Source organism: Actinomyces johnsonii, assembly GCF_006546835.1.
In the GTDB taxonomy this organism is placed as follows: Bacteria; Actinomycetota; Actinomycetes; order Actinomycetales; family Actinomycetaceae; genus Actinomyces; species Actinomyces johnsonii.
Genome location: NZ_VICB01000013.1, coordinates 343898 through 368783, shown reverse-complemented (window position 1 = coordinate 368783; position 24886 = coordinate 343898). Strand labels below are relative to the sequence as shown.

The 24886-nt window shown below is 67.6% G+C and carries 22 protein-coding genes; 20 read left to right on the top strand and 2 right to left on the bottom strand.

The features are described 5' to 3' along the window. A partial coding sequence (locus tag FK256_RS09830) for an FtsX-like permease family protein (protein ID WP_244936325.1) occupies nt 1-2626 on the top strand: 2626 nt, incomplete at its 5' end. A 311-nt stretch (nt 2627-2937) separates the two neighbouring features. Here FK256_RS09830 and FK256_RS09825 read toward each other — a convergent pair. Next, nucleotides 2938-3513, bottom strand: coding sequence for an HAD hydrolase family protein (locus FK256_RS09825; RefSeq protein WP_244936323.1), 576 nt, complete (start codon nt 3511-3513; stop codon nt 2938-2940). Between the two features lie 155 nt (nt 3514-3668). Here FK256_RS09825 and uvrC point away from each other — a divergent pair, with 155 nt between their 5' ends. The 6 genes from uvrC (at nt 3669) to FK256_RS09800 (ending at nt 10639) form a co-directional block, all read left to right on the top strand. Next, entirely contained in the window at nt 3669-5825 is a 2157-nt protein-coding gene (gene uvrC / locus FK256_RS09820) for an excinuclease ABC subunit UvrC (RefSeq protein ID WP_141424627.1), read from the top strand. Between the two features lie 54 nt (nt 5826-5879). After that, on the top strand, nt 5880-6092 hold the full coding sequence (locus tag FK256_RS09815; protein WP_009232898.1) for a TOBE domain-containing protein: 213 nt from the start codon (nt 5880-5882) through the stop codon (nt 6090-6092). A 122-nt stretch (nt 6093-6214) separates the two neighbouring features. Continuing rightward, nucleotides 6215-6760 carry a CAT RNA binding domain-containing protein gene (locus FK256_RS14625; protein ID WP_244936320.1) on the top strand — a complete coding sequence of 182 codons (546 nt, stop codon included), beginning with the start codon at nt 6215-6217 and terminating at the stop codon, nt 6758-6760. Then, nucleotides 6757-7071 carry a PRD domain-containing protein gene (locus FK256_RS14620; protein WP_244936319.1) on the top strand — a complete coding sequence of 105 codons (315 nt, stop codon included), beginning with the start codon at nt 6757-6759 and terminating at the stop codon, nt 7069-7071. The genes FK256_RS14625 and FK256_RS14620 overlap by 4 nt, the downstream gene beginning before the upstream one ends. Nucleotides 7072-7257: 186 nt before the next feature. Continuing rightward, nucleotides 7258-9111 (top strand): beta-glucoside-specific PTS transporter subunit IIABC, encoded by a 1854-nt coding sequence (locus FK256_RS09805; protein ID WP_141424626.1) that lies wholly within the window; start codon nt 7258-7260, stop codon nt 9109-9111. Between the two features lie 79 nt (nt 9112-9190). After that, on the top strand, nt 9191-10639 hold the full coding sequence (locus FK256_RS09800; protein WP_141424625.1) for a glycoside hydrolase family 1 protein: 1449 nt from the start codon (nt 9191-9193) through the stop codon (nt 10637-10639). A 33-nt stretch (nt 10640-10672) separates the two neighbouring features. On the opposite strand, the gene purT is transcribed toward FK256_RS09800, so the two are convergent. Then, entirely contained in the window at nt 10673-11932 is a 1260-nt protein-coding gene (purT, locus tag FK256_RS09795; RefSeq protein ID WP_141424624.1) for a formate-dependent phosphoribosylglycinamide formyltransferase, read from the bottom strand. A 122-nt stretch (nt 11933-12054) separates the two neighbouring features. Between purT and rapZ the strand changes: the two genes are divergently transcribed. From rapZ to FK256_RS09730, 13 genes are all read left to right on the top strand, one after another. Beyond that, entirely contained in the window at nt 12055-13029 is a 975-nt protein-coding gene (rapZ, locus tag FK256_RS09790) for an RNase adapter RapZ (protein ID WP_009232903.1), read from the top strand. A 3-nt stretch (nt 13030-13032) separates the two neighbouring features. Next, nucleotides 13033-14034: a gluconeogenesis factor YvcK family protein gene (locus FK256_RS09785; RefSeq protein ID WP_009232904.1), complete on the top strand. Its 1002-nt coding sequence runs from the start codon at nt 13033-13035 to the stop codon at nt 14032-14034. A gap of 341 nt (nt 14035-14375) precedes the next feature. Then, complete coding sequence (whiA, locus tag FK256_RS09780) at nt 14376-15356, top strand: DNA-binding protein WhiA (RefSeq protein WP_009232905.1); 981 nt, start codon at nt 14376-14378, stop codon at nt 15354-15356. A 288-nt stretch (nt 15357-15644) separates the two neighbouring features. Beyond that, on the top strand, nt 15645-16652 hold the full coding sequence (gene gap, locus FK256_RS09775) for a type I glyceraldehyde-3-phosphate dehydrogenase (protein WP_009232907.1): 1008 nt from the start codon (nt 15645-15647) through the stop codon (nt 16650-16652). Nucleotides 16653-16764: 112 nt separating this feature from the next. After that, nucleotides 16765-17958: a phosphoglycerate kinase gene (locus tag FK256_RS09770; RefSeq protein WP_009232908.1), complete on the top strand. Its 1194-nt coding sequence runs from the start codon at nt 16765-16767 to the stop codon at nt 17956-17958. A gap of 15 nt (nt 17959-17973) precedes the next feature. Further along, on the top strand, nt 17974-18753 hold the full coding sequence (tpiA, locus tag FK256_RS09765) for a triose-phosphate isomerase (protein ID WP_009232909.1): 780 nt from the start codon (nt 17974-17976) through the stop codon (nt 18751-18753). Between the two features lie 231 nt (nt 18754-18984). Continuing rightward, on the top strand, nt 18985-19227 hold the full coding sequence (secG, locus tag FK256_RS09760; RefSeq protein WP_009232910.1) for a preprotein translocase subunit SecG: 243 nt from the start codon (nt 18985-18987) through the stop codon (nt 19225-19227). 91 nt (nt 19228-19318) lie between these two features. Further along, nucleotides 19319-20242, top strand: a complete 924-nt coding sequence (xerD, locus tag FK256_RS09755) for a site-specific tyrosine recombinase XerD (RefSeq protein ID WP_141424623.1) — start codon at nt 19319-19321, stop codon at nt 20240-20242. Nucleotides 20243-20384: 142 nt separating this feature from the next. Then, nucleotides 20385-21257, top strand: a complete 873-nt coding sequence (locus FK256_RS09750) for a ParA family protein (RefSeq protein ID WP_009232912.1) — start codon at nt 20385-20387, stop codon at nt 21255-21257. Then, a complete protein-coding gene (locus tag FK256_RS09745; RefSeq protein WP_141424622.1) occupies nt 21247-22077 on the top strand; it encodes a segregation and condensation protein A in 831 nt (276 codons plus the stop codon). The genes FK256_RS09750 and FK256_RS09745 overlap by 11 nt, the downstream gene beginning before the upstream one ends. Beyond that, nucleotides 22074-22673, top strand: a complete 600-nt coding sequence (gene scpB, locus FK256_RS09740; RefSeq protein ID WP_009232914.1) for an SMC-Scp complex subunit ScpB — start codon at nt 22074-22076, stop codon at nt 22671-22673. The genes FK256_RS09745 and scpB overlap by 4 nt, the downstream gene beginning before the upstream one ends. Beyond that, on the top strand, nt 22670-23644 hold the full coding sequence (locus FK256_RS09735) for a pseudouridine synthase (RefSeq protein ID WP_141424621.1): 975 nt from the start codon (nt 22670-22672) through the stop codon (nt 23642-23644). The genes scpB and FK256_RS09735 overlap by 4 nt, the downstream gene beginning before the upstream one ends. Further along, nucleotides 23641-24801, top strand: coding sequence for a prephenate dehydrogenase (locus FK256_RS09730; RefSeq protein ID WP_141424620.1), 1161 nt, complete (start codon nt 23641-23643; stop codon nt 24799-24801). The genes FK256_RS09735 and FK256_RS09730 overlap by 4 nt, the downstream gene beginning before the upstream one ends. Nucleotides 24802-24886 lie beyond the last annotated feature (85 nt).

Genomic DNA, 24886 nt, shown 5'->3' with positions numbered 1-24886 from the left:
GCATCATCGGCGACGAGGCCGTGCGGCATCCGACCGGTGTCCGTACTGGGCCGGTCACGGCTCCTGGCGCCCCCTCCACTACTGGCCCTTCCGCTGCTGGTACTGCGACCCGGATGGAGACCCGCTGATGCCCGCTTTGCTCGATTTGCGCCGTACTGCTGCAGCGCTCGTGGCCGTGGCCATGAGCGCAGCCCTCATCGCCTTCGCCTTCATCGTCTCCGATTCCGTTCAGACCAAGATCACCGAGAACGCTCGGGCCAGTGTCGGTGACGCCGACGTGGTGGTCCTGGCAGACCCCCGGGACGACACCGCTGGCGGCAGGATCTCCGAGCAGGCTGTGCAGCAGGTCTCCGCGGTCGCCGGGGTCGCGTCCGTGCGTCCCTATGTCGAGGGAGGGGTCCAGGTCGACCGTTCGGGCGCGAATCAGGGCGGCGGTCTCGTTGTTCTGGACGTGCCGGAGCTTACGGGCGGCACCCGCCTGGTGGAGGGCCGCCTGCCTCAGGCTGACAACGAGATCGCCGTCTCGCCGTCTTTGATGAAGCGGCAGGAGGGCTTGGGGGTCGGCAGTGATCTCACAGTGAAAGCCTCCGAGGACGCCTCCCCCACGACCGTGAACGTCGTGGGCGTGGTCCAGCCTGGAGCCGATATTACCCGGTACGACACTGACAGCACCCCTTACATCTTTGCTACTGGCCAGGCGCAGGCTGCGATGGGGCTTCCCAACGACCCCGCCGTCCTGTATGTCACTGCGCAAGAGGGGACCAGCGACAAGGAACTTCTCGGCTCCGTCACCGAGGCACTGGCCGCCGTGCAGCCGGGCGCGCAGGCTTACACTGCCTCCGATATCGTCACCATGCGTGCCGCGAGTTCTGACGCCACTGCCTCGAAGACGCTCACCCTGCTTCAGGTTATCGCCCCGGTGTGCGTCGTCGTCTCCGGGATCGTCATCGCCACGACCTTCACGACGCTCATGGCGCGTCAGACCCGCCAGATCGGGCTGCTGCGATGTGTGGGGGCGACCCGCCGCCAAATCGTGGGCTCAGTGCTGCGCACGGCCCTGCTCACCGGGCTGGCCGGGTCCGTGGCCGGCACCGTCGTCGGCGCCGTTATCGCGATACCCGTGATCCGCTCCGGCCTTATCGAGGGCGTTGAGTCCCGTCACCTGACCATCTCCTGGACCTCGTTTGCTCTGGCGACCCTTGTTGGCACGGTAGTGACTCTGGTCTTCGTGCTGAGGCCGGCGCGCCAGGCCAGCCAGGTGTCCCCGCTCGTGGCGCTGACCGGCCAGACCGCCGGCCAGGAGTCGCTGAGCAGACGACGGGTGGCTGCCGCTGTCGCGGGCGCGGTCGTCGCCGTGCTCGGACTGGGCCTCATTCAGGGTGGGGTCGCCTGGCGTGTCTTGCAGATGATCGGGACGGGCGCGGTCATGGCCGTTCTGGGGATCATCCTTGCTCTCCCTCTGCTCGTCGTCGGAACATCTCGCCTCATCGGATCGATCTGCGGCCAGATGCGCCGACCGATCCTTCACTTGGCCGCCCGCAACCTGGCCCGCAACCCCGGCCGTGCGGCGGCGACCACCGCGTCTCTGCTCGTCTCGGTGGCGGTGGCGGCCGCGATGTCCAGCGGCCTGTCCAGCGTTGCCTCCTCCCTGCAGGCCTACGTCGGCTACAACACCCCCATCGACATCACCGTAGGGGAGTTGGCCGCGGGTCAGGATCCTTCGCCAACCGTTACGAAGATCGCAGCCGTCGACGGCGTGGAGAGCGTTGTGTCCGTCCCCTGGATCAACGTCAAGATGACCGGTGGCCGCCAGAACGGCCAGGAGGAGTCCCTGACCATCGCCGCTGTCGACAAGGAGAAGGTCTCCCCGATCCTGCGCTCACAGGAAGCGCTGGAGACTCTCGACGACCACACTCTCGTTCTGGATCGCACCTACAACATCCCCGACGGAACAACCGTGACTCTCACGGGTCCCGCTGGCAGTACTGAATTCACCGTCCGGGTTAAGGAGGGTCTCGACGCCGCCGTCACACCTGCCGCCGCGCAGCGACTGATCGGCAACACTTCGACCGCCTCTATCCTGTGGGTGCGTACCAGCGGCGACGGTTCCGACCAGGCCCCCGTGTCCGCCGTCCGCCAGGCAGTAGCCGGAACCGGCCTCTACGTTGCCGACTCTCAGGAGAGCCGCACCGGCTTCGCCAACCAGGTCCGCCAGGTTTCCATCGCGATCGGCGCCATGCTGATCTTCACACTGCTTATCGCCCTGTCGGGCCTGGCCAACACCATCAACGTCAGCGTCCTGGAACGCACCCGCGAGATCGGGGTCCTACGCGCCACCGGCGCCCAGCGCAACGAAATCAGGCGCCTGCTCATCGCCGAGGCCCTCCTCTCCGCGCTCCTGGGCGGCACCATCGGCATCCTGCTGGGCTGCGGGGTGGGCATCGCGGGTGCCTCCGCCGTGCTCAAAACCGACTCCGGCAATTTCCTCACTATCGAGATCCCCTGGCTGACACTGACTCTCGTCGGCATCCTCCTAGCCGCCGCCGTCGTCGGTGTCGTAGCCTCGCTGCGCCCTGCCGAGAACGCCAGCAGGATTCCTCCCGTCCAGGCCATTGCTCAAGACTGAGAACACCCCTGCCGCCGCAAGGCTTGGACCTCACCGCACAACCGCGGGAACACGCACGGATACGTCCTGCGACACCCCTTCTACGAAGCACGCCGACCGGCTCCAGCCTTAGGCCATCCGGGAAGCGGAGGATCGGCTCCTCGGAGGTCGGCCCCGGGGCGATGCGGCGCTGGCCGACCTTCATCAGCGCAGTCGGCTCAGCCCCGCCGCGGGTCGAGCCCAGGTGCTCGATCCCCCTGCCCCCGGAACCTCAACCCACCGAAGTGTCACAAGTCAGGTGAAGGTCCGAGTTTTCGTGGTCACGCAAGCCGCTACCCGTTCAGCCCCAGGCGCCTGAACACCTTGGCCAGGCCGTCGGCCTCGACGTCGTCGGTGACAAGATCCGCCGCATCTTTGACCTCTCTGGACCCGTTGCCCATCGCCACCCTGGTACCGCAGTGCTCCAGCATCTCGATGTCGACGGCCGCGTCGCCGAAGGCAACCGCATCCCGCCGGGCAGCGCCACGGTGGGCCAGCAGCACATCAACGGCGTGCCGCTTGGACATGCCTGTGCAGCTCACGTCCCCGAAGAGCGGCTCGTGGCCGCTGCCGCCCCAGGAGCCGACGACCAGGTCCGGGAACTTGCGGCGGGCTGCCGCCAGATCGGCCTCGGGCGAGTTCAATAGGAAGCTGATCTTGTTGACGTCATCGCGTACCAGCTCGTCAGTGAAGACCATGCCCGGGAAGGCATCGTTGATCTCCATGCTGCTGGCGTCAGCCGCACCCTTGCCGGTGGCGTAGGTGCGGATCGCAGACCTGGCGGCGTTCCGAAAGATGGGAGAGGCGTACAGGCCCGAGTTCGCCTCCAGATAGGGCTCCAGGCCTCGACGCCTGAGCCACGACACCACCTGCTCGCACTGAGCGGCGACAGGTGCTGGTGCAGGAGCACCTCGCCGCCATCCTCCACGTAGGCTCCGTTCCCACCGATCATCCCGTCCGGCCCGATCGGCACGGCCCCCGGGTATGTCGTGGGCTAGAACGGTCGGCGTCTACCCTAGCGGGCATGGCCGACCCCTCGACGTACCGTCCCGCCCCGGGCGAGATCCCCACGTCCCCGGGCGTCTACCGGTTCCTGGACGGTCAGGGGCGTGTCGTCTACGTCGGCAAGGCCAAGAACCTGCGCCAGCGCCTGTCCAGCTACTTCCAGGACCTCGCCGCCCTGCACCCGCGCACCCAGAAGATGGTGACCACCGCCTGCGCCGTGGAGTGGACCGTTGTGTCCACCGAGGTGGAGTCCCTGGCCCTGGAGTACTCCTGGATCAAGGAGTTCAACCCCCGTTTCAACGTCATGTATAAGGACGACAAGTCCTACCCCTACCTGGCGGTGACGATGGGGGAGACCTACCCCCGGGTCCAGGTGGTACGCGGGGCCCGCAAGCCCGGCACCCGCTACTTCGGGCCCTTCGTCCAGGCCTGGTCCATCCGCGAGACCGTCGACCAGCTGCTGCGCGTCTTCCCGGTGCGTTCCTGCTCGACCGGAGTCTTCCGCCGCGCCCAGGCCTCGGGACGCCCCTGCTTGCTGGGCTACATCGACAAATGCTCGGCCCCCTGCGTGGGCCATATCAGCCCGGAGGATCATCGGGCACTGGCCGAGGACTTCTGCGCCTTCATGGCCGGGCGCACTGGTCCCTACCTGCGTCAGGTCGAGGCGGAGATGAAGGCGGCCGCCGCCGCCCTCGACTTCGAGAAGGCCGCACGCCTGCGCGACGACGTCGCCGCGCTGCGCAAGGTCATCGAGGGCAACGCCGTCGTCCTGCCTGACGCCACCGATGCCGACGTCTTCGGCCTGGTCCGCGACGAGCTCGAGGCCGCCGTCCAGGTCTTCCACGTGCGAGGCGGTCGGGTGCGCGGTCAACGCGGTTGGGTCGTGGACCTCATTGACGACGCAGGGGACGCCGAACTCATCGAGCGTCTTCTCGAGCAGGTCTACGCCTCCCTCCTCGATCCGGCCGACGACGGGGCCGTCCACCAGGGGGGAGCCCCCACCTCCTCGGGCACCACCACATCCGCCGGGGTAGGGGATCGCGCTCCCTCCAGTCCCCAGCCCCGCAGCGGACCGAGCGGCTCCAGCGGCGCCTCCTCCAGACGCAACGGTGAGTCAGCGGCCACCAGTGTCGACGACGTCGCCCACACGGCCACCACCGCGGTGCCCCGGGAGATCCTCGTGCCCGAGATGCCCACCAACGCCGCCACCGTGCGCGCCTGGCTGGCCGGGCTGCGGGGCGGGACGGTCGATCTACGCGTCCCCCAGCGCGGCGACAAGGCCGCCCTCATGGACACGGTGCGCAAGAACGCCGAGGAGGCCCTGCGCCTGCACAAGACCCGCCGTGCCGGCGACCTGACCCAGCGCACCCTCGCCCTCGACGAGCTCGCCGAGGCCCTCGATCTGCCCGAGGCGCCCTTGCGCGTGGAGTGCTATGACATCTCCCACACCCAGGGCACCTACCAGGTCGGCTCCATGGTCGTTTTCGAGGACGGTGCGCCGCGCAAGTCCGACTACCGCCGCTTCACCGTGCGCGGCCAGGGCGGTAGCGGCGCCACCGACGACACCGCAGCCATGCACGAGGTCCTCACTCGGCGGTTCAAACGGCTCATCGCCGAACAGGGGGAGGGCGAGGCCGCTGCTCGGGCTGCAGAGGAGGTCGAGGACGCCGAGGGAGTCGTCGTCGCCTCCGGGCCCATCGACCCCGAGACCGGGCGGGCCCGGCGCTTCTCCTACGCTCCCGGACTCGTCGTCGTCGACGGCGGCCTGCCGCAGGTCAACGCCGCCCGTGCCGTCCTCGATGAGCTCGGCATCGATGTGCCGCTCATCGGACTGGCCAAGCGCCTCGAGGAGGTGTGGGTACCGGGGGAGGAGTTTCCTGTCGTCCTGCCGCGTACCTCCCCGGCCCTCTATCTGCTCCAGCACCTGCGCGACGAATCCCATCGCTTCGCCATAACCCACCACCGCAAGAAGCGCTCGGCCGGGATGACCCGCTCGATCCTGGACGGGATCCCCGGTCTGGGACCAGCCCGTCAGGCGGCCCTCCTACGACAATTCGGCTCCGTCAAACGCATCCGGCAAGCCGATGTGGACGACATCATCCGCGTCAAGGGCATCGGTCCGGCTCTGGCGGGTAGCATCTTGGCCCACCTCAACAGTCCAGATAATGAACAGTAGTGTGATTTCACAACATGCTGGACTGAGTCGTCGTCAACCCGAAAGGAAACCTATATGAGGATTTCTGCACGCAACCAGCTGCCCGGCACGGTCGTCTCCATTGAGAAGGGCGCCGTCAACGGCGTCGTCAAGATCGAGATTGCTCCCGGCGTCATCATCACCTCCTCCATCACCAACGCGGCCATCGAGGAGCTCGAGCTGGCCGAGGGCAGGAAGGCGGTCGCCGTCGTCAAGGCCTCCTCCGTCATGGTGGGCCTCCAGGACTGAGCAGGACCGAGCCGGTCTCACCGGCCCCGGGACTACCCCCGGGGCAAGTTCTCCCATCTCGTGCCTGTGGCCGTTCGCCCCTCGCCATCCGAGGGGCGAGTGGTGCATGGCACAATCGGTTCGTGGAGATACTGCGGGTGCTCAACAACAACGTCGTGCTGGCGCGCGACGAGATCGGGCGCGAGGCGATCCTGACCGGACGCGGTCTCGGCTTCCAGCGCAAGCGCGGCCAGGACGTCGACCCCTCTCTCATCTCCCGCCGCTACATCCCGGCCGACAACGCCCAGTCGGTGGCAGAGGTTATCGCCGGGATCCCGCTGGAGCGCCTGGCGCTCGCCGAACGCGTTTTCCGCAAGGCGGCCCGCGATCTGGGAACAGATATTCCCTCCTCGACCATCATCGCCGTCGTCGACCACATCAACCAGGCCATGGAGCGCGTCCGCCAAGGGCTGACCATGGACTACCCTCTGCGCGCCGAAGTCGCCCACCTGCATCCCGAGGAGCTGCGGCTGGCCGAGGCCATGGTCGAGGAGATCAACGCGGCGCAGGACATCCAGCTGCCGGATGGCGAAGCCCTCGCTCTGACCCTTCATCTTTTCACCGCGGCCATCGGAGCCCCCTCTGCCAGGGCCGCGGCGAGCAATCGCGTCTCATCGGCCAGGTCATGACCCTGTTGGAGAAGACCTTCGGCGACGCCTTCGACCCGGACTCCGTCAACGCAGCCCGCTTCGCGGTCCACCTGCGCTACTTCCTGGTGCGCGCACGTACTACGGTGCAGATCGAGGACGGCACTGCCTCCCTGGTGGCCCAGGCGCTGCGCACTTCGGATCCGGATGCCTATCGGGTGGCGTTGCGCATCCGCGACCTGCTGGAGATCCGGCTGGGCGCCGCCGTCACCGAGGACGAGACCGCCTACCTCGCTCTGCACGTGGCCCGGCTCGCCTCGGCCCTCCCTCAAGTCAGATCTCGTGACGCATAACATAGAAGGGTGGCTTGTTCGAAGTCCTGATGATTCATATCATTTTTCGTAACCAATTCCGGTGAAGGAATCGCAGGATTGTGACCCGTCCGGGGCAAGACCTGAGGCATGTCAGCGTTAATGCGCTGCCATTGTCTCGGGTCTTTTTTGTTCCCCGGAAGTGGTCGCCCGCTCAGGAGGACATCAATGGCGAAAGTCGACTACGCGGCGCTGGCGCCGCAGCTGCTGAATGATATCGGAGGCGAGGAGAACATCTCCTCCATGACCCACTGCGCAACCCGCATGCGATTCGTCCTCAAGGACGAGTCCAAGGCCTCGAACGAGGCTGTGACAAAGCTCGATGGCGTCGTCACCGTGGTGCGGGCCGGCGGCCAGTACCAGGTGGTCATCGGCAACGACGTCCCCCTGCTCTACGAGGAACTCATCAGGCTCACCGACCTGACCGACGGCGACAATGCGCCAGCGGACGGCGGCGGCAACCTGTTCGACCGATTCATCAAGATGGTCTCAGCCCTGATCAACCCTGTGGTGTGGACGCTCGCGGGATCGGGCCTGATCAAGGCCTTCCTCACCCTGACAACCACGCTGGGGTGGCTAAAGGAGGAATCCACCACCCACACGATCCTCAACGCCGCAGGCGACTCGGCCCTGTACTTCCTGCCGGTTCTGCTGGCCATCACCTCGGCGCGCTACTTCAAGGCCAATGAGATGACTGCCGTCGCCCTAGCCGGGGCACTGGTGTATCCCGAGATCGTCGCGCTCAACGACGCCGGTAGCCCGGTGACTTTCTTCGGTATTCCGGTGGTCATGGCGTCCTATACGTCCTCTCTCGTCCCGATCATCGTTGCCGTGTGGTTCCAGTCCCATCTCCAACGCTGGCTGTCCAAGCTCCTGCCCTCGGCCATCCGCAATTTCTCAGTGCCGCTGCTCGTGCTGCTCGTCATGGTCCCCCTGACCCTCATTACGGTCGGTCCGGTGACCACGACAGCATCCAACGGCATCGCCTCGCTCATGAACATGCTGTTCGAGCATGTGCCCTGGGTGGCGGGAGCCGTCATGGGCGCCTGCTGGCAGGTCTTCGTCATGTTCGGCGTGCACTGGGGACTGGTACCGGTCATGATCGCCCAGTACAGCGACCCGGGTTTCTCCCTCATGGCGGGACCGATCTTCCCCGCCGTGCTGGCCCAGGCCGCCGCGACCTTGGGCGTCATGATCCGCACGCGCAGCAAGAAGATGCGGGAGCTGGCCGGACCGGCTGCGCTCTCAGGGTTCCTTGCGGGCATCACCGAGCCCGGTATCTACGGCGTCAACCTGCCTCTTAAACGGCCCTTCATCTACGGCTGCATCGGCGGTGCCGTGGGCGGCGTCATCGTCGCCGCCGGAAGCGGCGCCACGACATCCTTCGTCTTCCCCTCCCTCATCGGCATTCCCGCTCTGATCAATCACGGGAACCTCGCACTGGTCGTCATCGGAATGGGAGTCGCCGTCGTGGTCTCCCTGGCCCTCACCCTCATCCTCGGGTTCAAGGAGGCCGCTGAGGAGGAGACGGGCTCCGTCGGCGCGTCTGAGGACATCGATATCGATCCCACCACCGCACTCACCTCACCGGTGAACGGAACCGCCATGCCGCTGGAGAACATCTCCGATCCGGTCTTCTCCTCCGGGGCCCTCGGCAACGGCGTCGGCGTCGTTCCCGCCGACGGCCACGTCGTGGCCCCGGCATCGGGCACCATCGTCACCGCCATGGACTCCGGCCACGCTTATGGCATCAAGACCGACGACGGCGTCGAGATCCTCATCCACGTCGGCCTGGACACCGTCAATCTCAAGGGCGAAGGATTCACCCCCAAGGTGAGTGCGGGTCGGCGGGTCGCACGCGGCGAGCCCCTGGTAGACGTGGATCTCAAGACCGTTCACGACGCCGGCTACGACCCCACCACCATCCTTGTCGTCACCAATACCGCCTCACTGGGCGCCGTCGTGCCGATCGTTGACGGCGATGTCACCACGGACGCCACCGTGGTCGAGATCGATCACTGACGCTCGCCGACGCTCGCTGCCGATCACTGACTCCAGAGCCCGCATCGTATGACCGAGTAGAGAAAACACAGGAGAGAACATGACTGCAACAACCACATCCCACAGCATTCTGCGCTTCCCCGAGGGCTTCCTGTGGGGAGGTGCCACTGCCGCCAACCAGATCGAGGGGGCCTACGCCGAGGATGGCAAGGGCCTGTCCGTCCAAGACGTCATGCCGCGGGGCATCATGGCCCCGCCCACCGACGTCCCCACCCCGGACAACCTCAAGCTCGAGGCGATCGACTTCTACCACCGCTACGCCGAGGACATCGCCCTGTTCGCGGAAATGGGATTCAAGGTCTTCCGCTTCTCCATCGCCTGGAGCCGTATCTTCCCACTCGGCGACGAGACCGAGCCCAACGAGGAGGGCCTGGCCTTCTACGACCGGGTTCTCGACGAGCTCGAGAAGCACGGGATCGAGCCGCTGGTCACCATCAGCCACTACGAGACCCCGCTGCACCTGGCGCGCACCTACGACGGCTGGACCGACCGCCGCCTCATCGGCTTCTTCGAGCGCTACGCCCGCACCCTGTTCGAGCGCTACGGCAAACGGGTCAAGTATTGGCTGACCTTCAACGAAATCAACTCGGTTCTCCACGAGCCCTTCCTGTCCGGCGGCATCGCCACCCCCAAGGAGAGGCTCAACGAGCGGGACCTCTATCAGGCCATCCACCACGAGCTCGTCGCCTCCGCAGCCGCAACCAGGATCGCCCACGAGATCAACCCCGACATCCAGGTCGGCTGCATGATCCTGGCCGTGCCCGCCTACCCGCTCACCCCCGATCCCCGTGACGTCTGGGCGGCCAAGCAGGCCGAGCGCGCCAACTACGCCTTCGGGGACCTCCACGTGCGCGGCGAGTATCCCGGGTACCTGCTGCGCACCCTGCGGGACAAGGGCATCGAGTTGGAGGTCACCGAGGAGGACCGCGTGCTGCTGCGTGAGCACACCGTCGACTTCGTCTCCTTCTCCTACTACATGTCCGTGTGCGAGACCGTCACCCAGTCGGCCGAGGCCGGCCAGGGCAATCTCATGGGGGGCGTCCCCAACCCCACCCTTGAGGCCTCCGAGTGGGGATGGCAGATCGACCCGGCGGGCCTGCGCACCATCCTGAACGACTACTGGGACCGTTGGGGCAAGCCCTTGTTCATCGTCGAGAACGGTCTGGGGGCCAAGGACGTCCTTGTCGACGGCCCCAACGGCCCCACGGTCGAGGACGACTACCGCATCGCCTACATGAACGACCACCTGGTCCAGGTCGCCGAGGCCATCGCCGACGGAGTCCAGGTCCTGGGCTACACCTCCTGGGGATGCATCGACCTGGTCTCGGCCTCGACCGCCCAGATGTCCAAGCGCTACGGCTTCATCTACGTGGACCGCGACGACGACGGAAACGGCAGTCAGGCCCGTTACCGCAAGAAGTCCTTCAACTGGTACCGCGACGTCATCGCCTCCAACGGGACCTCGCTCGTGCCTCCGGCGCAGGAATGACGTCTGGTGCTCCGGTGCCCCGGGCGGTCCGACTCAGGCACTGGGACGGATCGCCCGGGCCGCTGCCCGCGCCCGGTCGCTGGCGACCAGGACGTCGTCGGCGCAGGCCACGACGACGCCCAGGCGCCGCCCGGGGTGGGCCTCGGGCTTGCCGAACAGCCGCAGGTCCACACCGTCGTGCATGAGCGCTTCGTCAATGCCCGCAAAGCTCACGCCCTCACCGGGCGCGGACTCGCCGATCGCCTTGATGGTCACCGACGCGCCGGGGGAGCGTAGCGAGGTATCCACTGGCAGGCCCAGCAGGGCGCGGGCGTGCAGCTCGAACTCGCTCAGGCGCTGGCTCGCCAGCGTCACCAGGCCGGTGTCGTGGGGGCGTGGGGAGACCTCGGAGAAGAGGACCTCCTCCCCGCAGATGAACAACTCGATGCCGAACAGGCCCCAGCCGCCCAGTGCGGTGGTGACGGATCGGGCCACCTGCTGGGCCCGCTCCAGGGCCCCCGGATTCAGGAACTGCGGCTGCCATGATTCCACGTAGTCGCCGTCGACCTGACGGTGTCCGATCGGCTCGCAGAAGCTCGTCACCGTCTCCCCGGTACGCGGGTGGCGCCACCGCACCGTGAGCAGGGTGATCTCAGTCTCGAAACGGACGAATCCCTCGACGATGACCCGGCCTCGGTCCACACGCCCGTCGGCGGCCGCATATCGCCATGCCGCCTCCAGATCCTCCGGACCGCGTACCACCGATTGGCCGTGGCCGGACGACGACATGACGGGCTTGACCACGCACGGAAAGCCCACCTTCTGGGCGCCCGCAGCCAGTTCCTCCGGGCTGGAGGCGAAGGCATAGGGGCTGGTCGGCAGACCCAGCTCCTCGGCCGCCAGACGGCGGATTCCCTCACGGTTCATCGTCAGCTGCGCCGCACGGGCTGTGGGCACCACCCGTACCTCACCGGCCTGCTCCAGGGCAACGAGCGCATCAGTGGCCAGCGCTTCGATCTCGGGGACTACGATGGCTGCGCCGCTGGAGCGGATGGCTGCGGTCAGCGCTTCGGGATCGCTCATGTCTACCGTCAGCGCGTTGTGCGCCACCTGCTGGGCCGGAGCCCCGTCGTAGCGGTCGATGGCCGTGACCTCGACGCCCAGGCGGCTCAGTGCGATCGCCACCTCCTTGCCGATCTCACCGGCTCCCAGCAGCGCCACCTTCGTCGCACTGCTAGTCCAGGGCGTGCCCAGGACCGGAACGTCGGGACCGGGCACGGGTACCTGCTGGAACCTACTGGGGGAGGAGCTCATGGGGCCTCCTGGCCTCTGGGCGCCGTGAACCGGCGATGAATGAGTACGGACAACGGTAAAACGCTACCGGTAATCCGGCGTCGGCGGCGGGCGGACCCACCTGGACATGCGATGCTTGAGCCATGCATGACGAGCGCCGCCCCCAGCCCTCCTCCGGCAAGCGCAAGCGGCTCCAGGACACGGTTCCCATCGAGATTCCGGCCCTCGATGAGGCGACCCCTCCGGTTCCGCCCGCCGAGCGGCCCGAGATGATTATTGTCACGGGAATGTCCGGAGCCGGGCGCTCGCGCGCCGCCAACGCCCTGGAGGACCTCGACTGGTACGTGGTGGACAATCTGCCGCCCCAGCTCCTGCCCTCGCTGTCCGGCATGATGACGACGGTCGGCGCAGGTGTTCACCGGCTGGCCGCGGTGGTCGATGTGCGCAGCCGCGAGTTCTTCTCCCACTTCATGGACTACCTGCGCAAGATCCGAGATAACGGCACCGACGTGCGACTCATCTTCCTGGACGCCTCCGACGCTGTCCTGGTTCGGCGCTTCGAGTCCTCTCGGCGGCCCCACCCCCTGCAGGGCAACGGTTCCGTCCTCGACGGTATCGAGCACGAGCGCACTCTCCTCGGGGGCTTGCGGGGTGTCGCCGACATCGTCATCGACACCTCCAACTACTCCGTCCACGACTTGGCCCGCCGGGTGCGCGAGCTCGTGGCCCACGAGTCGGATCTGGCGCTGCGCATCAATGTCATGTCCTTCGGATTCAAGTACGGCATCCCGCTGGACGCGGACCACGTCCTGGACGTGCGATTCATCCCCAATCCCTACTGGGTCTCAGAGCTGCGCCACCTCACCGGCCGTGATGCGCCGGTGGCCGACTACGTTTTCGCCCAGAAGGGCGCGGCCGCCTTCGTCGACGGATACGCGGACCTGCTCATCCCTGCGCTTCCGCAGTATGTTGACGAGCTCAAGCCTCACGTTACCCTGGCAGTGGGCTGCACCGGAGGCAAGCACCGCTCCGTGGCCTCGGCGGAGAGGCTCGGGGGCAGGCTGCGCAGAGCGGGCTTTGAAGTTGTCGTCCAGCACCGCGACCTTGGACGGGAGTAGACAGTGGGAACGACGATCGACGTGGCGGGCTGGCCCCGTCGCGGTGAGGAGGGGCCCGCCGTCGTCGCCCTGGGAGGAGGCCACGGTCTGTCAGCCACGCTCCGGGCTCTGAAACACATCAGCCACCGGCTCACCGCCGTCGTGACCGTCGCCGACGACGGAGGCTCCTCGGGGCGTCTGCGCCGGGAGTTCGACTGCCTGCCACCGGGGGACCTCCGGATGGCGCTGGCATCCTTGTGTGATGACTCCGAGTGGGGCCTGACCTGGCGCGATGTGCTCCAGCACCGTTTCGAGGGGCAGGGCGAGCTCGACAACCACGCTCTGGGTAACCTTCTCATCTTGGCCCTGTGGCAGCTGCTCGGGGACGACGTCGCCGGGCTCGACTGGGTGGGACGCCTGCTGACGATTCACGGGCGGGTTGTGCCCATGTCCTCCTCGCCCCTGGTCATCGAGGCGGATATCGTCTCGGGGACGACCAGCCGCAGAGTCAGCGGACAGGTGGCGGTGGCCTCGGCGCGCGGACGCCTGGAGAACGTGGGGATCGTTCCCGAGGACGCCGATGCCCATCCTGAGGCGCTTCGCGCCATCGACGAGGCGGACTGGGTGGTACTGGGGCCGGGCTCGTGGTACACCTCCGTGCTTCCGCATCTCATTCTCCCCTCCATGCATCGGGCGCTGGTACGCACCTCCGCCCGCAAGGTCGTGGTCCTCAACCTCTCAGCCCAGCTGGGCGAGACCGATGGCATGACCAGTGCCGACCACTTGCGGGTCCTGAGCCAGTACGCGCCCGATCTGCGTCTGGACGTGGTACTGGCCGATCCCTCGACCGTCGAGGACGTCGCCGATCTCGAATCGGTGGCCTCGGCGATGGGGGCCACCGTCGTTCTGCGGCAAGTACGCACGGGCGAGACCCTGTGCCACCACGACCCGCTGCGACTGGCGGCCGCCTTCAGAGACGCTTTCGAAGGGGCTCTGGGGGACGTCGAGGACAACACGCGGACATGACGGAGTTAGCCGTGCGGCCGGGGTACTGCGCCGACCAGTCGATAAGGACCACAACGAATCGTGACAATGGACTCACCGAGGAATCTTGCCGCTCGTCATCGTTCATAATTCTCCGCGGCCCCGCTCAGCCGGCCGCAGGGTGCCACTGCTAAGAATTTTCCTAGATGCGCCTCCTGGTGCTGCACCACATTGCTGTTCCGTCCCACCTACTCGGGTGGCCGCCCGGTCCGTGTCCTTTCCAGCGACACACCGACGACACCTGAATGAGGTCCGCAGTATCCACGGCTCTGCCCGTTTCCCATCCGCACCGACCACGACCCCAGATCACGAGGAGCCCGACCATGTCGCTGACGGTCACCGTCAAGGATGAGCTCGCGCTCGTCGCCACCGAGAACGCCGCCCAACGACGGGCGGAGATCTCCGCGATGCTGCGCTTCGCCGGAGGGCTGCACATCGTCTCCGGGCGCATTGTGGTGGAGGCCGAGCTCGATCACGGAGGAGCCGTGCGCCGACTGCACCAGCACCTCAAGGAGCTCTACGGGATGGAACCCGAGGTCATGGTGGTCCAGGGCGGCTCTCTGCACCGGGGATCGCGCTACGTGCTGCGCGTGACCCAGCGGGGCAAGGACCTCGCCCGGCTCTCCGGCCTGGTCGACGACCGTGGCCGACCGGTGCGCGGCATGCCGGTCGCTGTCGTCCAGGGCGGGCGGAACGCCGCCGCAGCCGCTTGGCGGGGGGCCTTTCTCGCCCGCGGTTCCCTGACAGAGCCGGGTCGGTCCTCCTCCCTGGAGGTCACCTGTCCCGGCTCCGAGGCCGCGCTGGCCCTGGTGGGAGCCGCGCGGCGCTTCGACATCTCCGCCAAGGCCCGTGAGGTGCGCGGGGCCGACCGCGTCGTCGTGCGCGACGGCGAGGCCATCGGCGTCCTCCTGGAGCGGATGGGGGCGCCCGAGGCCTTCAAGGTCTGGGCCGAGCGCCGCTCCCGACGCGAGTCGCGGGGCACGGCCAACCGCCTGGCCAACTTCGACGACGCGAACCTGCGCCGCTCGGCCCGAGCCGCCGTGGCCTCCGGCGCCCGGGTCGAGCGCGCCTTTGAGATCCTGGGAGACGACGTCCCCGCCCACCTGTTTCAGGCGGGCCGCCTGCGTATCGCCCACAAGCAGGCCTCCCTGGAGGAGCTCGGTCAGCTCTCCGATCCCCAGCTGACCAAGGACGCCGTCGCCGGACGCATCCGCCGGCTCCTGGCCATGGCGGACAAGCAGGCCCACGAGCTGGGGATCCCCGACACCGAGTCGGTTCTCACCCAGGAGATGCTCGAGCCCTGAATCCTGCTGGGACCTCGGTCCTGGCTCAGGGGGCGAACGATGGTCATAGACCTCGAGGAGACCGGCTCCATTGCCATCGTGTTCGCCCGTGGCGTGGTCGGCGGCTCCCAGCGGCTGCCCAGTGTGGCTAAACTCGGTCGTGCCGGAGCTGACACAACAGTGACGAGGTCGACCGAGGGCAACCGAGGACAACATCGGATCTGGGCAGAGACGTTCCGGGGCACACGCTGTGTGTGAGAAGAGCCCAGCAACCGTGCGCCGAATACCGGCGCACTAGGAGGACACAAAGTGACCACCCGCGTTGGTATTAACGGCTTCGGCCGGATCGGCCGCAACTTCTTCCGTGCCGCCCTCGAGCAGGGCGCCGACATCGAGGTTGTCGCCGTCAACGACCTGACGGACAACAAGACCCTGGCCCACCTGCTCAAGTACGACTCAATCCTCGGTCGGTTCGACGGTGAGGTCTCCTACGACGAGGATGGCATCACCGTTAACGGCAAGCACATCAAGGTGCTCGCTCAGCGCAACCCCGCCGACCTTCCCTGGGGCGACCTGGGTGTTGAGGTCGTTGTGGAGTCCACCGGCTTCTTCACCGACGGCGAGAAGGCCAAGGCTCACCTCGACGGTGGCGCCAAGAAGGTCGTCATCTCCGCTCCTGCCAAGAACGTCGACGGCACCTTCGTCATGGGTGTCAACGAGGGCGACTACGACAACGCCACGATGAACATCGTGTCCAACGCCTCGTGCACCACCAACTGCCTCGCCCCCCTGGCCAAGGTCCTCCACGAGAACTTCGGCATCGAGCGCGGCATCATGACCACCATCCACTCCTACACGGGTGACCAGCGCGTCCTCGACGCTCCGCACAGCGACCTGCGCCGTGCCCGCGCCGCTGCGCTGAACATGATCCCGACCAAGACCGGTGCCGCCCAGGCCGTTGCCCTCGTCCTGCCCGCCCTCAAGGGCAAGTTCGACGGCCTCGCCGTGCGCGTTCCCACCCCGACCGGCTCGCTGACCGACCTGACCTTCATCGCCGAGAAGGAGGTCTCCGTCGACGCCGTCAAGGCCGCCGTCAAGGCCGCCGCCGAGGGCGAGCTCAAGGGCGTTCTCGAGTACACCGAGGACCCGATCGTCTCCACCGACATCGTGGGCAACCCGCACACCTCGATCTTCGACGCCACCGAGACCAAGGTCATCGGCAACCTCGTCAAGGTCCTCTCCTGGTACGACAACGAGTGGGGCTACTCCAACGCCCTGGTCCGCCTGACCGCCCTGGTCGGCTCCAAGCTCGCCTGAGACCAGACCGAGAGCATGACTCTCTAGGAGACGGCGCCCGCGCCACGCTCTGCGTGCGCGGGCGCCGTCCGTCAGATCCCACACCATCACCCCACAACCGATGAGAGGCTTTATGAAGACCATCGACTCCCTGGGCAACCTCAAGGGCAAGCGAGTCCTGGTTCGCTCCGACTTCAACGTGCCGCTGGACGCCGACAAGAACATCACGGACGACGGCCGCATCCAGGCCGCTCTGCCCACGCTGCGCACCCTGCTCGATGCTGGCGCCAAGGTGATCATCACCGCCCACCTGGGTCGTCCCAAGGGGCAGGTCAACCCCGACTACTCCCTGGCGCCCGTCGCCAAGCGCCTCGCCGAGGTCACCGGCGCCAAGGTGACTCTCGCCGAGGACACCGTCGGCGAATCCGCCAAGGCCGCCGTCGCCGCCGTCGGCGACGGCGAGATCGTCCTGCTGGAGAACGTGCGCTTCAATGCCGCCGAGACATCCAAGGACGACGCGGAGCGCGAGGCCTTCGCCGCCGAGCTCGCCGCCCTGGCCGACGTCTTCGTCTCCGACGGTTTCGGCGTGGTGCACCGCAAGCAGGCCTCCGTCTACGACGTCGCCAAGCTCCTGCCCTCGGCCGCCGGCCTGCTGGTTCTCAAGGAGATCGAGTCCCTGGGACGCGCCGTCAACGACCCCGAACGCCCCTACACCGTCGTGCTCGGCGGCTCCAAGGTCTCCGACAAGCTCGGCGTCATCTCCAACCTGCTGGGCAAGGCCGACCGTCTCCTCATCGGTGGCGGCATGGCCTACACCTTCCTGGCCGCTCAGGGCTACGAGGTGGGCACCTCCCTGCTGGAGAAGGACCAGATCGACACCGTCAAGGGCTACCTGGAGACCGCCAAAGCCAATGGCGTCGAGCTCCTTCTGCCCATCGACACCGTCGTTGCCCCCACCTTCGCCCCGGACGCCCCGGCCACCGTCGTGCCGTCCAATGAGCTGCCCGCCGACCAGATGGGCCTGGACATCGGCCCCGAGACACGAAGGCTCTTCGCCGACGCTATCGCTACCTCCAAGACGGTGGTGTGGAACGGCCCCATGGGCGTCTTCGAGTTCCCGGCCTTCGCCGAGGGCACTAAGGCCGTGGCCAAGGCGATCTCCGAGTCCGCTGCCTTCTCCGTCATCGGCGGTGGCGACTCCGCCGCGGCCGTGCGCACGCTCGGCTTCGACGAGGCCACGTTCTCCCACATCTCCACCGGTGGTGGCGCCTCCCTCGAACTCCTCGAGGGCAAGACCCTGCCCGGTATCGCAGTGCTCGAAAACTGAAGGAAGGCAACGTAGATGAGCAACCGCACCCCGCTCATGGCGGGCAACTGGAAGATGAACCTCGACCACCTCGAGGCCAACCACCTCGTCCAGGGCCTGGCCATGGAGCTCAAGGACCACGACCACGACTACGCCAAGTGCGAGGTTCTCGTGATTCCGCCGTTCACGGACATCCGCACCGTGCAGACCGTCGTCGAGGCCGACTCCCTGAGCATCAAGTACGGCGCCCAGGACGTTTCCACCCACGACAACGGCGCCTACACCGGTGAGATCTCCACCGAGATGCTCACCAAGCTCGGCTGCAGCTACGTGGTCATGGGCCACTCCGAGCGCCGCGAGTACCACGGCGAGTCCGACGCCCTCGTGGGCGCCAAGGCCCGCAAGGTGCTCGACGCCGGCATGACCCCCATCCTGTGCTGCGGCGAGGCCCTCGAGATCCGCAAGGCGGGCACCCACGTCGAGTTCGTCCTGGCCCAGATCCGCGCCGCCCTGGAGGGGTGGAGCGGCGAGGACGTCGCCAAGATCGTCATCGCCTACGAGCCCATCTGGGCAATCGGCACCGGCGAGACCGCCACCGCCGAGGACGCCCAGGAGGTGTGCGGGGCGATCCGCGAGGCCCTGCGCGCCGACTACGGCGACGCCACCGCGGACGCCACCCGCGTCCTTTACGGCGGCTCGGCTAAGCCTGGCAACATCAAGGAGCTCATGGCCCAGCCCGACGTCGATGGCGCCCTGGTGGGCGGAGCCTCCCTCAAGGCCGACTCTTTCGCCGCCATGGCGGGCTTCTACGCCTGAGCGGCCCGAGCCGCGAGATCGGGAGTCGTGACCCCGATTCCTCTAGAGTCTCGGCGGTCGTAGCCCGGGTCCCGGAGACCTCACACCATGAGGTGTCCGGGACCCGGTGCGTTGCAGGTAGACTGCCGAGCGGACAGGTGGGATGCAGACCCCGACGAGGTCCGCTGCGGGCCTCGACCGGAGCGTGAGTCCCCCGCAGCAAGACGAAACCAACGAAGAAGGGAACGCGGCGTGAACGTGGTGCGTATCGTCCTTCAGGTGCTGCTCGTGCTCTCGAGCTTCTTCCTCATCATGTCAATCCTCCTGCACAAGGGCAAGGGAGGCGGCCTGTCGGACATGTTCGGCGGCGGCATCTCCTCCTCGGCGGGATCCTCCGGCGTGGCCGAGCGCAACCTCGACCGTATTACGGTGGCGGTGGCCATCACCTGGACGATCACGATCGTCGGGCTCGGCCTGGTCGCCAAGCTCAGCTGAGCACCGGCTGGTTGCAACGAGCGCCTCGAAGACGACGGCTCCGGCCTCCGGCACCACTCACGATTCGCGTGGCGACGCCCTGGACCGGGAGCTGCGCGGCTATCTTGCCCACTTGCGTGTTGAACGTGGGCTGAGTCCCCACACCCTCAGCGCCTACGAACGCGATCTCGGCCGCTATCTGCGCTACCTGAGAAACGGCGGCATCACAGCCCCGCAGGAAGTGAGCCGCAACGACGTGGCCGGCTTCCTCGAGGCTCTGCGCACCGGAGCCGACGGCGCCCGCCCTCTGGCCTCGTCGTCGGCCTCGAGAACCGTCACCGCCGTACGCGGCTGGCACAAGTTCCTCCTGGCCGAGGGGGCCACCTCGCAGGACCCCTCGGCCACAGTGCGCCCGCCCCAGCCCGGGCGGAGACTTCCCAAGGCTCTGAGTATCGAGGAGGTCCGCCGCCTCCTGGAGGCCTCCGGGATCGACGACTCCCCGGTGAGCCTGCGCGATCGGGCGCTGCTGGAGGTGCTCTACGCCACCGGTGCCCGCATCTCCGAAGCGGTCGGGCTCGTCGTCGACGACCTCGACGCCGCCTCTCGGCTGCTGCGACTCTTCGGCAAGGGGCGCAAGGAGCGCGTCGTCCCCATGGGGGCCTACGCCTGGGAGGCGCTGGACGCCTACCTGGTAAGAGGCAGGCCGATCCTGGCGGAGAAGGGCGGGGGAGCGCCGCAGGTCTTCCTCAACACCCTGGGCCGCCCCTTGAGCCGGCAGAGCGCCTGGGCGGTTCTGCAGCAGGCCGCTGAACGCGCCGGCCTGACTGGTACAGACTCCTCTGACGAGCGCCGCATCTCGCCCCATACCCTGCGACACTCCTTCGCCACACATCTTCTGGCCGGAGGAGCCGATGTACGCGTTGTCCAGGAGATGCTGGGACACGCCTCCGTGACCACCACCCAGATCTATACGAAGGTCACCGTCGACCATCTGCGGGAGGTCTATGTCACCAGCCACCCGCGAGCGCTGGCCTGATCGCCCTGCCGGCGCCCCGGCGGCCGTCTAGCGATGAGGGAATCCTGAACAAGGACCGGGACCATCCTGAAAGAGGGGCGCTCTCTGGCGTGTCCCGTCTGAACTGGGCGAGGGCGGGCGGCTTTCGACTAGGCTGGGGAGCGTGAATGACTCCATCCAGCCAGGCCTGATCGACAACCCCGGCACAGAAGAAAGCGAGGAGAAGGACTTCCCCATCCCCGCGCCGCTGGAGTCGCACGGACCCGCTCGGGTCATCTCCATGTGCAACCAGAAGGGCGGCGTCGGCAAGACCACCACGACGATCAACCTCGGTGCGGCGCTGGCCGAGCTCGGGCGCAAAGTCCTCATCGTCGACTTCGACCCTCAGGGAGCCGCCTCGGCGGGGTTGGGCATCAACGCCCACGAGCTGGACTCCACCATTTACGACCTGCTCGTCGCCAGCCGCCCGGACATCCGCACCGTCATCCACGAGACCACCGCACCGGGACTGGACATCGTCCCGGCCAATATCGACCTGTCCGCCGCTGAGGTCCAGCTCGTCAACGAGGTGGCCCGAGAACAGGCTCTCAAACGAGTGCTGCGCCCTGTCCTGGACGACTACGACGTCATCCTCGTGGACTGCCAGCCCTCACTGGGGCTGCTCACCATCAACGCCCTGACCGCCTCCCACGGCGTCATCATCCCCTTGGAGACCGAGTTCTTCGCGCTGCGAGGGGTGGCCCTCCTGGTCGAGACCGTCGAGCGGGTCAAGGACCGCCTCAACGCCTCACTGGAGATCGACGGCATCCTGGCCACCATGGTGGACTCCCGCACCCTGCACTCGCGCGAGGTGATTGAGCGCCTGGAGCAGGCCTTCGGCGAGCAGCTCTTCGACACGCGCATTCGACGCACGATCAAGTTCCCCGATGCCTCCGTGGCCAACGAGCCGATCACCAGCTACGCGCCCTCGCACCCCGGAGCAGAGGCCTACCGCAGGCTCGCCCGAGAGGTCATCGCCCGCGGCGATGTCGCCTGAGCCAACGGCTCAGGAGTCTCAGGGGCCACCTCGCCTGCCCGGTTTCAGCGTCGCCCTGCCTCAGTTCGAAGGCCCCTTCGACCTGCTCCTGAGCCTCATCGCCCGCAAGCGCCTCGACGTCACCGAGCTGGCGCTGGCGGAGGTGACCGATGACTTCATCGCCCACATGCGTTCCGATTGGGACCTGGGGCGCGCATCGGAGTTCATTGTGGTGGCTTCGACGCTCCTGGCCCTCAAGGCCCACCGGCTCCTGCCCCACGATGAGGACGAAGAGGAACCCGACCTCGAGCTCCTCGAGGCCCGAGACCTGCTCTTCGCCCGGCTCCTGCAGTACCGGGCCTTCAAGGAGGCCGCAGCCGCCTTTCGCCATCGGGCAGATACCTCAGCGCGCAGCCATCTCCGGATCGTCGCACTGGAGCCGCACTTCGCAGCCCTTCTGCCCAAGCTCGTGGCCACTATTACTCCCGAGGAGCTCGCTCACCTGGCTCTCGCGGCCTTCACCCGGCCCACGGATCCGGGCGTCCAGACCGTTCACCTTCACGAGCGGGTCCCGGTCGGAGAACAGCTGAGCCTCATCGTGCTGAGGCTGCGCCGCCACGGGATCCTCACCTTCGCTCAACTCATCGAGGATGCCGAGCGCACAGCCGTCGTCGTCGCCCGATTCCTGGCGCTGCTCATCCTGCACCGGCAGGGCAGCGCAGAGCTGGACCAGATCGAGGCCATGGGCGAGATCACCGTGAGCTGGTGCGCCGGCCAGGACGATATGAGCGGCATGATGACCTCCGATGACCTGACCGAGCTCGAGGAGGAATTCGCATGAGCGACGTCGTCGAACCTCGGCTGCGCAGCGCCGCCGAGGCGATCCTCATCGTCGCCGACGAGCCGGTAACCACCGCTGCGATCGCCCAGGCCCTCGGCCTTGAGGACAGGCTGGCCGAGGAGCTGCTCGAGGACCTCGCCGCCGAGTACCGGGGAGAGAGGCCCGGCAGCCGATCCCACGGCTTCCTCCTGCGTCGGGCGGCCGGCGGTTGGCGCTTCGCCTCCGTGCCCGAGCACGCCGACCTCGTCGAACAATTCATCATCGGCGGAGCCACCGCGCGCCTGAGCCAGGCCGCGCTGGAGACCCTCGCCGTCGTCGCCTACCGGCAGCCGGTCACCCGCGGACGCGTCGCGGCGATCCGCGGTGTCAACGTCGACGGCGTGATGCGCACCCTGCATGCCCGCGGCCTCATCGAGGAGGCCGGGGCCGAGACCTCCGGTGCGATCCTGTACCGGACCACGGGAGAGTTCCTGGAGTACTTGGGAATCGACTCCCTGGACGAGCTACCACCCCTGGCCCCCTATCTGCCCCGTGTCGAGGCATTGGGGGAGATCGTCGAACAGGCTGATGAGTTGGCCGGTAGGAGGACCCCATGACCCCGAAGAAGCGCCACAGCAAGGCCGACTCGGTACCCGAGAGCGACTTCGGCGGCCAGGAGTTCTACGACGAGGACGACCTCGAGGAACTGGACGGGGACGCCGACGCCGCCGATCTGGCCGCCTTCGATGCCGAGGCCATCGACGAGGGCGAGGAGTCCCGCCTGTTGGCGATGCGTGAGCGCGCCTCCAAGGGCGGGCAGGACGACCCGCACGTCGCCTCCGGGCAGCGGCTGCAGAAAGTTCTCGCCCACGCGGGAGTCGCCTCACGCCGGGCCTGCGAGCAGCTCATCGCCGACGGTCGCGTCAGCGTCGACGGCATCACCGTCACCGAGCCGGGCGTCAGGGTGGATCCACTGACCCAGGAGATCCGCGTCGACGGCGGCCGGATCCTCACCAACCCCGAGCTCATCACCCTCATGCTCCACAAACCGGCCGGAGTCGTCACCACCATGGAGGACCCAGGAGGGCGTCCCACCGTGGCCCAGTACGGACACGATTACCTGGCCCAGCACCCCGAGCTGCCCGACTCGCTGCGTCTGGTGCACGTCGGTCGCCTCGACACCGAGACCGAGGGGCTGCTCCTGCTGTCCAACGACGGCGAGCTCTCCCACCGGCTCATGCACCCCAGCTTCGAGATCTCCAAGACCTACGTTGCCATCGTCGAGGGGCAGGTCGAGCCGTGGGTGCCGCGCAAGCTGCGGCGCGGCATCGAGCTCGAGGACGGCGAGGCCCGGGCGGACCGAGTCACCGTCAAGGATTCCGGACCTCGTGGCTCCATCGTTGAGATCACCCTCCACTCCGGCAAGAACCGCATCGTGCGGCGCATGCTGGACGCCGTCGGCCACCCGGTCATGCGCCTGGCGCGCACGCGACTGGGGCCGCTGCGGCTGGGTAACCTGCGCCCCGGTGAGATCCGGCCCCTCAGCGGCGAGGAGATCGCCGCGTTGCAGCGGGAGGTCGGGCTGTGAGTGCGGTTGAGCCCCGGGCATCGATGTCCACGCGCGGGCCGGTCCTCATCATCGGTACCGGGCTCCTGGGAACATCCCTGGCCCTGGCGCTGCGTGCGGCGGGTGTCGAGGTCCAGCTCTCCGACACCTCGCCCACGTCCCTGGCCCTGGCCCGAGACATGGGGGCGGGAGTGCCTCATGACGAGGACAGCCCGGAGCCGCAGATCGTCGTCGTGGCCATTCCACCCGACGTGACCGCCGACGTCGTCGTCGCACAGCTGGTGGCCCATCCCCATGCCGTGGTCACCGACGTCGCCTCGGTCAAGGAACGGGTTGTTGCCGAGGTCCAGGCCCGTGCGGGCGCGGAGGCGCGCCGATACGTCGGCTCCCACCCGATGGCCGGCCGCGAGCGCTCCGGCGCGGCGGCTGCCGACTCCGACCTCTTCGCCGGACGTCCCTGGGTGGTCGTCGGCCAGGACTCAGCGTCCGAGGCCGAGCTAGTCATCAGGAACTTGGCGGTGGACGTGGGCGCCACCCCGGTGCGCATGGACGCCGCGGAGCACGACGCCGCCGTCGCCGCCGTCTCCCACATGCCTCAGCTCATCGCCTCCCTCGTGGCTGCGCGCTTGGAGGCGCTGGGGGAGAGCGCTCTGGCGCTGTCGGGTCAGGGGCTTCGCGACGTTACTCGGATCGCGGCCTCGGATCCGCGACTGTGGTCTGCCATCATCGTGGGCAATGCCGGGCCCGTGGCCGATCTGCTGCGCCAGATCAGTGCCGACCTGGGCGCGCTGATCGAGGGTATCGAGGCGGCTGCCTGCGAGCCGGACAGCCCCGAGCACACGGCCCCCGGCGTGGTGCACACGATTGCTCCCGGGGCCGTCGGCGCTGTCACCGACGTCATGGCCAGGGGAAACGCAGGTCGCGCCCGCATCCCCGGCAAGCACGGCGGGGCGCCGCGCCGTTATGCCGAGGTCCAGGTGCTCGTGCCCGACGCCGCCGGTGAGCTCGGTCGGCTCTTCTCCGATATCGGCGCCGCCGGTGTCAATATCGAGGACTTCTCCTTGGAGCACTCGGCCGGGCAGAGCGCCGGGATTGCGCTCATCTCCGTCCTACCGGCGGCCGCCCAGGGGCTGGAGGAGGCGCTGGACGCCCAGGGATGGCGCGTCGTCGCAGGTTGAACCCGGTTCAATCCGTTCTCGGGGCCGCCTGTGTCAGTACTCATGGGGGCTGATCCGCGGTATCGCACCGGAGTATGGGACGCTT

Bases quoted from the DNA above. Each gene is read 5' to 3' on its own strand.
- uvrC (WP_141424627.1), top strand. From the start codon at position 3,669: ATGGCCGACCCCTCGACGTACCGTCCCGCCCCGGGCGAGATCCCCACG.
- purT (WP_141424624.1), bottom strand. From the start codon at position 11,932: ATGAGCTCCTCCCCCAGTAGGTTCCAGCAGGTACCCGTGCCCGGTCCC.
- FK256_RS09745 (WP_141424622.1), top strand. From the start codon at position 21,247: ATGTCGCCTGAGCCAACGGCTCAGGAGTCTCAGGGGCCACCTCGCCTG.
- whiA (WP_009232905.1), top strand. From the start codon at position 14,376: ATGTCGCTGACGGTCACCGTCAAGGATGAGCTCGCGCTCGTCGCCACC.
- FK256_RS14620 (WP_244936319.1), top strand. From the start codon at position 6,757: ATGACCCTGTTGGAGAAGACCTTCGGCGACGCCTTCGACCCGGACTCC.
- scpB (WP_009232914.1), top strand. From the start codon at position 22,074: ATGAGCGACGTCGTCGAACCTCGGCTGCGCAGCGCCGCCGAGGCGATC.
- FK256_RS09800 (WP_141424625.1), top strand. From the start codon at position 9,191: ATGACTGCAACAACCACATCCCACAGCATTCTGCGCTTCCCCGAGGGC.
- FK256_RS09815 (WP_009232898.1), top strand. From the start codon at position 5,880: ATGAGGATTTCTGCACGCAACCAGCTGCCCGGCACGGTCGTCTCCATT.
- rapZ (WP_009232903.1), top strand. From the start codon at position 12,055: ATGCATGACGAGCGCCGCCCCCAGCCCTCCTCCGGCAAGCGCAAGCGG.
- tpiA (WP_009232909.1), top strand. From the start codon at position 17,974: ATGAGCAACCGCACCCCGCTCATGGCGGGCAACTGGAAGATGAACCTC.
- FK256_RS09805 (WP_141424626.1), top strand. From the start codon at position 7,258: ATGGCGAAAGTCGACTACGCGGCGCTGGCGCCGCAGCTGCTGAATGAT.
- FK256_RS09735 (WP_141424621.1), top strand. From the start codon at position 22,670: ATGACCCCGAAGAAGCGCCACAGCAAGGCCGACTCGGTACCCGAGAGC.
- FK256_RS09770 (WP_009232908.1), top strand. From the start codon at position 16,765: ATGAAGACCATCGACTCCCTGGGCAACCTCAAGGGCAAGCGAGTCCTG.